We start from the raw sequence: 13,022 nt of genomic DNA, 5'->3' as shown, positions 1-13,022 counted from the left end.
GCCTCCGGTGCCGAGATCAAGTGGATGTTCACCACCGAACAAGCCCGCGCCAAGATGGGCCGTGCCTATCCCAACACCGTCCCGAGAGACCCACGCGCCAAAGAGTCATAATCTCTGTGCAGAGGAACTAGCGCGATTGGAAAGGCACAAGCGTGACATATTCCTACTCAGGACTTCTTGTGGATCAGTCCGTTAAGGAAGACACCGCATGGTCCTACCAGCTCTCCGACTGGCTTCCCTGGAATTGGACCTACTCGGCAACCTCGGCTGATGGAACGCCCCTGCCGTCGTGGATCACGTTCAACGCTGCCACCCGCACCTTCTCGGGCACGCCGCCACAGGATCAGAACGGTTCGATCGCGATTGCGGTTTACGCGCGGGAGGGCTCCAGGCTCGTCGGATCCGATGTGTTCACACTGTCGATTTCACCAGTCAACGACGCCCCAACCGTCAGGACGAATATTATCGATCAGACTATTGCGGAAGACACCATCTGGTCGTTCCAGGTTCCAGCCGGCACGTTCACAGATGTGGACAACAGCAGCCTGACCTATACGGCTACGCTCGCCACTGGAGCGGGGCTGCCGAGCTGGCTTAGCTTCAATGCTGCGACCCACACATTTACAGGTAGGCCGCCCCAGGACTTCAACGGTTCCATCGAGCTCAAGATCACGGCCAGCGATGGTTCGTTGTCCACCTCTGACACGTTCAAGCTCACCGTCAACGCCGTCAACGACACGCCCGTGGTGGCGCAACCCATCGCCGATCAGTCGATGGCCGAAGATACGCAATGGTCGTATCAGATACCTGCAGGTGCGTTCACGGATGTGGACAACGCCAGCCTGACTTATACGGCCGCCTTGGAAGATGGTTCAGCGCTGCCGTCCTGGCTGACCTTCAACGGCACCACGCGCACGTTCGCCGGGACGCCGCCGGCGAACGTTACTGGTACCTACAATGTGAAGGTCACGGCAAGCGATGGCGCTGCCACGGCATCGGACACGTTCAAGCTCACCATCAATCCCGTCAACGACGCACCGGTCGTGTCCGCTGCGGTCGCGGACCAGACCGTAGCCGAGGACACGTCGTGGTCCTTCCTGATTCCAGTGGGAGCGTTCACGGATGTGGACAACGCCAGCCTGACCTACAAGGCGGCTCTGGCCAGCGGCGCGGCCCTGCCGAGCTGGCTCTCCTTCGATGCCGCGACCCGGACTTTCTCCGGCACGCCGCCGCAGAACTACAACGGCTCAATCGACCTCACCGTTACAGCAAGTGATGGGCTGTTGAGCACGACCGATACGTTCACGCTCACAGTGGCGCCGGTCAATGACGCGCCTGTCGTGGCCGCACCCCTCGCGGACCAGCGCATCGATGAAGACACGCCGTGGTCGTTCCAGGTTCCTGCAGGCGCTTTCAAGGATGTGGAGAGCGCCAACCTGACCTACACGGCCGCGTTGGCGAACGGCTCGCCGTTGCCGGCATGGCTCGGGTTCAATGCCTCGACCCGCACTTTTGTGGGCACCCCACCGCAGGATACCAATGGTTCCATGGAGGTGCGGGTCACGGCCAGTGATGGGACCGCGACCGTATCGGACACGTTCACGCTGACCATCGATCCGGTCAATGACGCGCCTGTTGTGCGGACACCGATCGTCGATCAGTCGACTCCTGAAGACACGGCTTGGACCTTCCAGGTACCGGCGAAAGCATTCGCCGACGTGGACAGCAGCCTGATCTATAAGGCAGCGCTGGCCAACGGTGGCACTCTGCCAAACTGGCTCTCCTTCGATGCCGCGACCCAAACCTTCTCCGGCACACCGCCCGAAGACTTCACCGGTTCGATTGACCTCACGATCACGGCCAACGACGGCGCGCTCAGCACGTCCGACACGTTCACCCTGACGATCACGCCGACCAACGACGCACCGGTGGTCAAGACGCCGATCCGCAATCAGTTTATCACCGAGGACATGGCCTGGACCTTCCAGGTGCCGACCAATGCATTCGCCGACGTGGACAGCAGCAGCCTGACCTACGCGGCCACACTGAGCGATGGAGTGGCGCTGCCATCCTGGCTGACGTTTGACGCGGCCACAGGCACCTTCTCTGGCACGCCGCCTCGGGATTTCAGCGGAGACCTGGAGCTGAAGGTTACAGCAAGCGACGGATCGCTCAGCGTATCCGACACATTCAGGCTGACCATCGATCCCGTCAACGACGCGCCGATCCTGAGCACGCCAATCACCGACGTCACGATCCACGAAGAGGAAGACTGGACCTTCCAGGTGCCGACCAATGCATTCGCCGACGTGGACAGCAGCAGCCTGACCTACACGGCAACTCTTGCCAATGGGGCGACGCTGCCGTCATGGCTCACGTTCGACGCTTCGACGCGCACCTTCTCCGGCAAGCCGCCTCGGGACATCAGCGGCGCGTTCGATCTCGAGGTCACCGCAAATGACGGTGAGTTCTCCATCTCCGACACGTTCACCCTGAATGTCCTGGCCATCGACAATCCACCGGTCGTTGCGCCGATCGCAGATCAGACAGTCGCGGAAGATACACCCTGGCTTTTCACCCTGCCCGCCAATGCGTTCGTCGACCCTGACAGCTCCGGCCTGACCTACACGGCCAGTCTGGCCAATGGGGCCGCGTTGCCGCCTTGGCTGCGTTTCGATGAGGCGACCGAGACCTTCAGCGGCGTCCCACCACGAAACTTCACAGGCTCCTTTGACCTCAAGGTGACGGCCAAGGACGGCACTTCGGAGACGTCCAGTACCTTCAAACTGATCATCGAGCCGGTCAACGATGCTCCTGTGGCTGCTCCGGCTGCCAATCAGAGCGTGGCGGAGGACACGCCCTGGGCATTCCAGTTGCCTGCCAGTGCCTTCTCGGATGTCGATAGCACGTCCCTGACCTACACGGCAGCGCTGTCGGACGGATCAGCCCTGCCGGCGTGGCTGTCGTTCGATGCGCAGAACGGCACATTCACGGGGACACCACCTCGGGATTCGACGGGCACGCTTGATCTCACGGTGAGCGCGAGTGACGGATTGCTCAGCGCGTCTGAGACATTCCAACTGACCATCGATCCCGTCAACGATGCGCCGGTGGGAGGTCCTTCGATTGGCAACCAGTCCATCGCCGAGGACACGCAGTGGACGTTCCAGGTGCCGGCGAGCACCTTCGACGACGTTGATAGTACCCTGACGTACTCGGCGACGCTTGCCGATGGAGCGGCGTTGCCGTCGTGGCTCACGTTCGACGCAGCCACTCAAACCTTCTCCGGCACACCACCTCAGAATTTCACTGGCTCGCTTGATCTCACCGTGACGGCAAGCGATGGTTTCTTCGCACTTTCCGACACCTTCGGGTTGACGGTGACGCCTACGAACGACGCCCCCGCTGCTGCCCCGATCCCGAATCAGACCATCGCAGAAGACGCTCTCTGGACGTTCCAGATTCCAGCTGGCACGTTCTCGGATTCCGACAGCGCGTCTCTGACCTACACGGCCACTCTGTCGAATGGGTCGGCTTTGCCAGAGTGGCTTTCCTTCGACACAGTCACCGGCATGTTTTCCGGTACGCCACCTCTGGACTCGACCGGAACGCTCGATCTTACGGTGAGCGCGAGTGACGGATCGCTCGACGTGTCGGAGACGTTCAGATTGACAATCACGCCGGTCAACGACGCGCCGGTGGTGGGGACAGCGATCACGAACCAGTCGATCTCCGAGGATACGGCCTGGACCTTCCAGGTACCCGCTCAAGCGTTCACCGACGTGGACAGCGATAGCCTGATCTACTCAGCGACCCTGTGGGACGGCGCGGCGCTGCCGCCGTGGCTCGCCTTCGATGCGGCCACGCAGACGTTCATGGGCAAGCCGCCGCTGAACTATACCGGCAGCATCGACCTTAAGATCTCGGCGAGTGATGGTTCGCTCAGCACGTCTGCCACGTTCACGCTCACTGTCACGCCGGTCAACGATGCTCCGATGATCGCTACCCCAATCGCCGATCAGACGGCGGTCGAGAGTGTGGTCTGGTCGTTCCAGGTCCCGAATACTGCTTTTTCCGACATCGACGGCGACAGCGTGACCTACACGGCTGCACTCTCCGATGGATCGCGGCTTCCCTCATGGCTCGCCTTCGATGCGGCAACCGGCACTTTCTCTGGCACACCGCCCCTGAACCAACCTGGCAACCTGGACATTACGGTGACCGCAAGCGACGGTTCGCTCGCAGTGTCGGATACGTTCAGGCTTACCCTCGCGCCGGTAAACGATGCGCCGATCCTGGCCAAATTGATCGCCGATCAGACCGTGTCCGAAGAGACGACCTGGTCCTTCGCGGTTCCGTCTGGCTCGTTCGCGGATGCGGACAGTGATCTCACTTACACGGCGACCCTGGCTGATGGATCGGCATTGCCATCCTGGCTCTTGTTCGACGCGATCACTCAGACTTTCTCCGGCACGCCGCCGCAGAACTATACAGGCCCCATCGATCTCAAGGTCATCAGCAGCGACGGAGCGCTCATCGCATCCGACACGTTCACGCTGACCGTCATGCCGGTCAACGACGCGCCTATCGTCTCCGCACCGATCCTCGATCAGGCGGTCTCGCCGGGGACGAACTGGTGGTTCCAGGTTCCTACGGGCTCATTCTCCGATGTGGACCGTGACAGCCTAACCTATGCCGCGACCCTCGCGGATGGAACAGCCCTGCCGTCCTGGGTCGCGTTCGATATGATGACCGGCACCTTCTCCGGCATGCCACCTTTAAGTCAGACCGGCAGCCTGGATTTCACGATCACGGCGAGCGACGGTTCGTTCACGGCGTCCGACACGTTCACCCTGTTAATCAAATCAAACGCCGGCGGTCCTATCGCCGAAGGTGCCTACGACGACCTCATCGAAGCAGGCGACGGCGACGACTGGATTCATGGTGGCCTCGGCAACGACGAGATGCAGGGGGAGGGCGGCAATGACACAATCTACGGCGGCCAGGATAACGGCAGGATCTTGCGTGATCTCACCACCGGCAAGCTGACGGAACTCGCGATCGGTGACAACCTGTATGGCAATGACGGGCAGGATACCTATTACTACGCTCAGGGTGACGGGATCGACCTGATCTGGGACTTCCGCCCCGGTGAAGACGTCATCAAGATCAGCGGCTTCAATCCGCAGGACGTCAAAGTGACCTTCGTGCGAGGGGTGACGAACCGCATCGGCACACCTGGCCACGACAAGCTCGCCCTTTTCTTCGGCAATGATGCTGGTGCGATCGTCTTCAACGACTTCCCCGGCCCGAAGACGGGCGACGTGATCCTCGATTTCGGCACCAGCCAGCTGACCTGGTTCGACCTGCTCTCGATCGCGAATACCCAGATCGGCGATACGGTCGTCAGCGCAGTTCCGGCAGGACCGAGTCCGGATCCAAATTACAATCCCACAGGCACAGGCACCCCGGTCGAGCTCAGCGGCGGCAACGGGAACGACATTCTGAATGGCGGCACAGGCGCCGACCGACTCTATGGCAACGACGGCTACAACTGGCTTGAGGGTTTCACGGGCGACGATCAGCTCTTCGGCGGCAATGCCCAGGACGTGCTGGTCGGGGCCGAGGGCAGGGACCGTCTCTATGGCAACGAAGGTGTCAACTGGATCGATGGCGGGGCCGACGACGATGAACTCTATGGCGGCAACGTGCAGGACACTCTGCTGGGCGGCAGTGGGAACGACACCATCTACAGCAACGGCGGCGATGATCTCCTCGTCGGCGGGGCCGGAGCGGACAAGCTCTATGGCACCGGCGGCACTGACATCATCTACGGTGATGACACGGTCGGCATCGTATTCACGCCACCTGCGAAGCCGGTGATCGAGCCACCCCCGCCGCCTCCGCCTGTTCCTGATTCCGTCACCACCTCCACGAGTCTGACGCTCGCCCCGGGGGTCAGGAATGTAACCGCGACCGGCAAGGCTTCCGTCAGTCTCACCGGCAATGAACTCGACAACGTCATGACCGGCAACACGGGCAAGAACACGATCAGTGCCGGCGCCGGGAACGACGTGATCAACGGCGGCTACGGCAATGACAGGCTGTATGGCAGCACCGGTAAGGACGCGTTCGTATTCACCACCAAGCTCGGCACGTCGACAACTGATCGAACGGTGAATCTCGACACCATCAGCGACTTCTCGGTGAAGGATGACACTCTGCAACTCGACAACGCCGTCTTCAAGAAGATCGGCAAAGCCGGGAAGCTGAACAAGGCCTACTTCACGATCGGCGAGCAGGCGAAGGACAAGAACGACTACGTCATCTACAACAAGAAGACGGGCATTCTCTCCTACGACGCGGATGGCTCCGGATCGGGGAAGGCGGTGGAGTTTGCCAAACTCGCCAAGAATCTGAAGCTGACCTCCGCAGACTTTTTCACGATTTGATCGCCGATACATGGATGCTTCAGGTCACAGAACTTGGGGCATCCATCAGCCTTCCTGACCCCACCGCAAGGAGCATGCACGAGGGCGTTGTCACATCACGCAAGTAAAGACCCTTCTAGATAAGGCGCTATCGGAATTACGCGTATAGATCAGCGATGGAAATGTCTCAGCCCTGTAAGCTTTACTGGGTAAGAGAGGAGACGAAGCGGGATCCGAAAAGTGGCCGGCCTCGCTGAAACATAATCGTCCTAGTCGGTTTTACCCAGTCAGGGGCTCAATGTGTTCAAGCTGGAGAATGCAAATGATCCAGAGTCTGTCGCGCCATCTGGTTCTTGTCACAGCTCTGTCATTCGGTGCAGGTGGTGCCTTGGCGCAAGCCGGCATGGGGTCGATGGATTCAGCGCCAGGAACCCCCAAGGCTGCTCCGAGCTTCGGTACCGGCGCAGCCGGCACCGACAGGTTCCCAGTCCAGGAGAGTTCTGATCCTAAGACGACAGGTTCGTCGACTGCGGGTGGTCCATCGGTCAATCCTCCCGGAAATCCTCCCGGCACGATCGATCCGAATGCGGATGAAACCGCCAAGGCTGGGGTAAGCGGGAATAGCCCTTGTTTTTCCGGAGCCGGACAGGCGGCTGGAAACGTGAACCCCTCTGGCTCGCCTAGCCGGTGTTAAGGTTAAGCCCATTGTCTGGAGATGCGGCTGGATCAGCCAGCGGAGCCGGTAGGATCGCCCATCATGAATGGAGGATCATCCCGTCTGTGAGAACCTGGTAAGGGATCTCTTGGCGATATGCTGAAGATCCGTCGCGGAACTTCCAAGATGGTGTGTTGTTGACGGGCACCTCAATTTTCGAGCGCTCGCAATCGGTCTCGCCTGACCTTGACCATTGCCCGAGGGCCCGGGACGGCCAGAAAGAGGACGCTCAGGCATGCGCCTCCTATCAGCAATCTTGCTCTCGGGTGCAGCGCTTTCTAGCCTCATTCCTACCATCGCTTGGGCAAGCTGCGCCGAAGACCTGACCCGCATCCAAACGGCCCTTCCGAGAGCGGCGCCCGATGTGCAGACACGTATTGAACCGCTTGTGACGGAGGCCGAAGCGAAGCTGAAGGCGCGGGACGCGGCAGGCTGCGATGCGGCTGCCGCGCAGGTCCTGCAGCTTCTGCAATTGCCCGCGCTACCGCCGATACAGCTATCAACCCCGATGGCTGGCCCGCAGGAGCCGGCACGCACCAACAAGCCATCAGAGCCGGCCGCGTCCACGCAAAGAGCCTCGAACGATCCGAGATCCGGACCGAATGCCAGTGCAAATGCCGCCCCCCCCGCCCCCCGGAGCATCGTCCCCGGGAGCGACGTCGCCCGGGGCCGTCGAGGCGGCGCGACGGAGCGCAGAGCCTGGCCAACGTACAGGTCAGCGCGCTCAACCCGCGCCGTCCGGCGGGACCGGGCAAGCGGCGCAGACCCAACCTCAATCCCAAGGGTCTAGCGGGCAGGTTCAGACCAACGCCCAGCCTCTGGCTACGTCGTCGGCTCCCCAGCCCGGGCCATCGGCAGTTGCTGGCGCGCCGGACACGCCATACTTCCTGTCGTCGCGCGACCTCATCGGCAGCCAGGTGGTCGATCCTGAGAATACGGGCCGCACTCTGGGCCGGGTCGCCAATATCATCATCGATAAAGTTACAGGGCGAACGGCCTATGTGACGCTCGAATCAGGCGGCTTTCTTGGTTGGGATCGCAACCGGGTCATCATCCCTTACGGGATCCTCGCGTTCAGCGGGCAATGGGATCGTCCTTCTCTCCGCGTTCCTGCGAGCAAGGTCGAGAATGCACCGCAGATCCGCGATCAGGACGTCGATGCGCTGCTTCAGGACCCAGACTGGCGCCGAGCGGTTGCCCAATACTTCGGCACAGAACTCGCCGAGAATGCCCCCAATGCCGGAGGTCCCGCCAGCCTGCAGGCCAGTGCTGCGCCGACCGGCCCGCGCCGGCCCGATCCCGGTGCGCCGGCCTCGGCCTCAAGCCCGACGGGACCGTCCTCCGATCCTAAGGCATCCCCTGGCGAGGGCGCGACCGGTCCTACGGCCGCGACCGGCGATCCGGCGGCGGCGCAGACCGCAACCGCAGTGCCCTCGGGAGGAACTGGCGGAGGCCCCGATCTGACGCATGGAAAAGCTGCGGCTCAGCGAGCCTGCGCGGCCTGCCACACATTTGAGAAGGGCGGGCCCACACGGGTCGGCCCCAACCTGTTCGGCGTCACGGCCCGGCCGATCGCCGGACTTTCGGACTATCGGTACTCGAATGCGCTGAAGGCACATTCGGGGAATTGGGACCAAGGCCAGCTCGATGCCTTTCTCACGAGTCCGCGCGGCTACGCCCCTGGAACCTACATGACCTTTCCTGGAATCAAATCCGACCAGGACCGTCAGAACGTGATCGCCTATCTCGACAGCCTCAAATAGTGAGCGCCGATATGACCAACTCATCCGATGCGAAGCCCGCAAATCCGTCGCGGCGGCACTTCCTCATATCGGGTGCCGCCGCGACGGCGCTGGCGGCGGATGCGGCCCACGCCCAGGCGCCGGTCCCGGCGGGAACACCGCAAACTGCGCCGGTTGTGCCGCCAAACCAGGCGCCTCGCCCCGGCCAGATTCCCGCTCCCGCTCCCCAGGGCTATCGCTTTCTGACGAACGCCGAAGTGGAGACGCTGACCGCGATGGTGGACCGGCTCATTCCCGCGGACGATTTCGGCCCGGGAGGAGTAGAGGCGGGAGTCGTGACCTTCATCGACCGGGAACTCGGCGGGCAGTTCGGCGCTGCGGCACGCTGGTACATGGCGGGGCCCTGGGCCGAGGGATCCCGATCACAGGGCTGGCAACTTCCTCTGACGCCAGCTCAGCTTTATCGCACGGCGTTCCTGGCGCTTGATCGATGGTGCCTCGGGACCAAGGGAAAGCGCTTCGTGGAACTCGCTGCAACTGATCAGGACGAAGTTCTGACTCTGCTGGAAGGCGGAAAGATCGAACTCGATGGCATCTCGTCGGCAACCTTCTTCCAGGTTCTCTGGCAGAATACGGTCGAGGGCTATCTCGGTGACCCGCTTTATGGCGGAAACCGTGATATGAGTGCGTGGCGCATGATCAATTTCCCTGGCGCCAACCCGGTCCTGACGGCGGCCGTCGACCTCAATGGTGAACTCTACGAAATTGAGCCGATCGCCATCGGTTCCTGAAGCGGGAGGCCAGCATGCCGCGGGAGATGCCCCATGTGGATGTCGTCATCATCGGGATGGGTTGGACGGGAGGCATCGCCGCTCGTGAACTCGCCGATACGGGCTTGCGGATTGTAGGCTTCGAGAGGGGGCGCTATCGCGACACCATACCAGACTTCGCCGCACCGCAAGCTCTGGATGAGATCAAGTGGAACTCGCGTGGCGAGATCTTCCAGAATCTCGCACGCGAGACTCTCACCTTTCGCAACAAGCCGGACGAGGCGGCGCTTCCCATGCGTCGGCTCGGGGCATTCCTGCTCGGTGAAGGATTGGGCGGCGCCGGGCTGCACTGGAACGGCCAGCACTGGCGCTTCCAGCCGGCCGACTTCCAGATGAGGAGCCATAATGAGCAGCGATACGGCAAGAGCTTCATCGATCCCGAGTTGACCATCCAAGACTGGGGCGTGACGTATGACGACCTGGAGCCCTACTACGATAAGTTCGAATATGTCTGCGGAACATCGGGCAAGGCTGGTAACCTGAAGGGAGCCATTCAACCGGGCGGCAACCCTTTCGAGGCCCCGCGCTCACGCGAGTACCCGACGCCTCCATTGAAACAGGGCCTCGGCCCGCGGCTTTTCGCCGAAGGCGCAAGGAATGTAGGTTACAAGCCTTTCCCTCAGCCCGCCTCCAACATGAGCGCGGACTCTTATACCACTCCCGACGGTGTTCAGATGGGTCCCTGCACCTATTGCGGATTCTGCGAACGCTACGGCTGCTACAATTGGTCCAAGGCGAGCCCGTTCAACACTGTCCTGCCGATCGCGCTCAAGAATCCGAACTTCGAGCTGCGCTGCGATAGTCATGTCACGCGGATCGAACTCACACCGGACCGGAAGGCTGCGCGCGGAGTAACCTATTTCGACATCGCAGGCCGCGAGACGTTCCAGCCGGCGGATCTTGTCCTGCTGTGCGCATATCAGATGCACAACGTGCGCCTGATGCTCGTCTCAGGCATTGGCCAGCCCTATGACCCGGCAACGGGGCAGGGGGTTGTCGGCAGGAACTTTGCCTATCAGACCATGTCGTATGCGTACCCGTTTTACGCCGACAGGCGCATGAACGCCTATGCGGGCGCCGGCGCAATGGGAATGGTCATCGATGAGTTCAACTCCGATAATTTTGATCATGGACCGCATAGCTTTGTCGGCGGCGGGTATATTCTTGGACAAACCACAGGCGCACGCCCGATCCAGCAAACGGTTCTGCCCGACGGAACTCCGACCTGGGGCTCCGGCTGGAAAAGAGCTCTGCACGATTGGTATGATCGAACCTATACCATCCAGGCACATGGCGGGAGCAACGCCCGGCGCACGAACTACCTCGATCTCGATCCCACCTATCGCGATGCCTTTGGTATGCCACTTCTGCGCGTGACCTTCGACTTTCCGCAGAACGACCTGAAGATGCGGCAGTTCCTGACCGGCAGAATGACGGAAATCGCCCGCGCCACGAATCCGACGCACCTGAAGATCTCTCTGCCGCCGGTTCCGTTCAGCATCGTGCCATATCAGACGACTCATACGACAGGGGGAGCCATCACGGGCGCTGATCGAACGGTGTCGGCGATCAATACCTATCTCCAGAGCTGGGATGTGCCGAACGTCTTCGTCCACGGGGCGTCTGCCTTCCCGCAGAACGCAGGCTACAATCCCACCAACACGGTCGCGGCCCTGAGCTATCGGTCACTGGAGGCCATGAAGGCACGGTACCTCAACAATCCGGGCCAGCTTCTTTGACGGATGGCGTCCTGCTCACGGCAGGAGTGCTCGGGCTCCGGCCTCTGCGATCAGCTGATCATGCACAGGCGTATCGGCAGAGACGCCGATGGCGCCGACGACTTCGCCATTCACCATGAGCGGTACGCCGCCCTGCATCTGAACGAAGCCTGGCGCCGTCACCGCGGCCGTTCTTCCTCGGTTGATGACTTCCTCCAGGACCTGAGTCGGTTTTCGGTAGATTGCGGCTGCTCTGGCCTTGCCAGGTGCGATCTTGACGCTTGCCAGCATGGGTGCATTGTCCATGCGTTCCAGCAGGATCAACCAGCCGCTATCATCGACGACCGCCAGCACGGCAGGTGCATTGTTGCGCTGTGCCTCCACTTCCGCGGCTGCGACCACCCGGCGGGCTGCCTCCAGGGTCAGAACTTTCTTCTGCGGGAGTTGATCCTGCGCTTGGGACCAGGCCGGAGAGGCGGCTGATCCCATCAGTATCACCAAGCCTGCGACAGCGGAACGAGTGGTCGCTTTCATGATCGCCTCCCTGTTCAGGGCAGCCCTGCATCCCTCGACAGGTGGTGGGGAAATGACAGCCCTCGCCATCAGCCAATGAGCGAAAGTTGTGACGAGGGATCCGTTATGAGGCTTTCTCCTGGTTCGGCGGAGTCGGCCTGCCGGGAGCCAAACGACGTGCGACCGTCGACTGTTCCATCCGGTGGATTTCCGCCGTGCGGGCGCTGCTCGCGTGGCTTTCGCACGCAGGTTGCCAGGAACTGATCGGACCTGCGGATCGCCGCCGACTCGATCGGTTCCTGGCGCGCCCTGAGGAATCAGGCATCCTGCTCGATCGGCTTGCGGACGAGGATGAGATAGACGAAGGCGGCCCCAGGATGAGGTTCCGATGGCTCTGTTGCATTAACTGGCCGGGGCACAATCGGTAGCGTGCTTTCCGACCGTGATCGCCACTCCATCCTTTGGCTTGACAGGATAATGCAACAGAGCCGATTGGCTACAGTCATGAACTGGACTAGATCCTCGACACAGTGATTTTGACCGGTTGGCCTGCCGTCTCTTGTGACGGCACTTCGAAGCGGTGCGGGATCTGCAAGTGGATTGATCCCCATTGGACGGGGCCTCGGTACCAGATGCGAAGTCCGCAGCACGAGCTTGGCGGTGTCAAACCGTCAAAATCACTGTGCTAAGGATCTAGTACCTGACGTTCCCTCCTCCGAGAGCGCGGGTTTTTGAGGCTGCCGTCAATATTGATGGTCGAATTTCTGCTCGTTCATAGTCTTCAGATCAAAACTCTGAATCTTGGAGAGAAGAACCTCGAGATGTGCACTGAGGCGCCGATCCTATAACTCAGGACATAGAATCAAGTGCGAAACGCTGAGTCGCTTGGAACCAGCCTTTTACTTGCGAATTGATTCGGCTTTTTGCAACATTGGCAAAAGTCCGGGCTGAGCTGGCGGGTCGGGGTTCCGGCGCAGCGACAATTCTGATTCAATCCCCTGCATGTCACCGGCCCCGGATCTTGATGGCCTGTCGAACGCCGATCTGAAGCGGTTGGTGCTGGAGCTGTTGGG

5 protein-coding genes are annotated in these 13,022 nt (G+C 61.3%); 4 read left to right on the top strand and 1 reads right to left on the bottom strand.

Going from position 1 to position 13,022, the window contains the following annotated elements; all coding sequences use genetic code 11:
• The first annotated feature begins 179 nt into the window (after positions 1-179).
• From FS320_RS48455 to FS320_RS28645, 4 genes are all read left to right on the top strand, one after another.
• Positions 180-6,452 (top strand): putative Ig domain-containing protein, encoded by a 6,273-nt coding sequence (locus FS320_RS48455; protein ID WP_152715678.1) that lies wholly within the window; start codon positions 180-182, stop codon positions 6,450-6,452.
• A 1,131-nt stretch (positions 6,453-7,583) separates the two neighbouring features.
• Positions 7,584-8,909, top strand: coding sequence for a PRC-barrel domain-containing protein (locus tag FS320_RS46210; protein ID WP_152715677.1), 1,326 nt, complete (start codon positions 7,584-7,586; stop codon positions 8,907-8,909).
• Positions 8,910-8,920: 11 nt separating this feature from the next.
• On the top strand, positions 8,921-9,679 hold the full coding sequence (locus FS320_RS28650) for a gluconate 2-dehydrogenase subunit 3 family protein (protein WP_152715676.1): 759 nt from the start codon (positions 8,921-8,923) through the stop codon (positions 9,677-9,679).
• A 14-nt stretch (positions 9,680-9,693) separates the two neighbouring features.
• Positions 9,694-11,457: a GMC family oxidoreductase gene (locus FS320_RS28645; RefSeq protein ID WP_152715675.1), complete on the top strand. Its 1,764-nt coding sequence runs from the start codon at positions 9,694-9,696 to the stop codon at positions 11,455-11,457.
• A 15-nt stretch (positions 11,458-11,472) separates the two neighbouring features.
• Here FS320_RS28645 and FS320_RS28640 read toward each other — a convergent pair whose 3' ends face one another.
• A complete protein-coding gene (locus tag FS320_RS28640) occupies positions 11,473-11,970 on the bottom strand; it encodes a GlcG/HbpS family heme-binding protein (protein WP_152715674.1) in 498 nt (165 codons plus the stop codon).
• Positions 11,971-13,022: the final 1,052 nt, after the last annotated feature.

Origin of the sequence: Microvirga tunisiensis (assembly GCF_009296175.1) — a bacterium.
Lineage (GTDB): Bacteria > Pseudomonadota > Alphaproteobacteria > Rhizobiales > Beijerinckiaceae > Microvirga > Microvirga tunisiensis.
The sequence above is the reverse complement of the archived record's forward strand: the minus strand, read 5'-3'. Positions and strand labels throughout refer to the sequence as shown.

Coding starts and splice junctions, on each gene's coding strand:
- FS320_RS46210 (WP_152715677.1), top strand. CDS start 7,584: ATGCGGCTGCCGCGCAGGTCCTGCAGCTTCTGCAATTGCCCGCGCTAC.
- FS320_RS28650 (WP_152715676.1), top strand. CDS start 8,921: ATGACCAACTCATCCGATGCGAAGCCCGCAAATCCGTCGCGGCGGCAC.
- FS320_RS28645 (WP_152715675.1), top strand. CDS start 9,694: ATGCCGCGGGAGATGCCCCATGTGGATGTCGTCATCATCGGGATGGGT.
- FS320_RS28640 (WP_152715674.1), bottom strand. CDS start 11,970: ATGAAAGCGACCACTCGTTCCGCTGTCGCAGGCTTGGTGATACTGATG.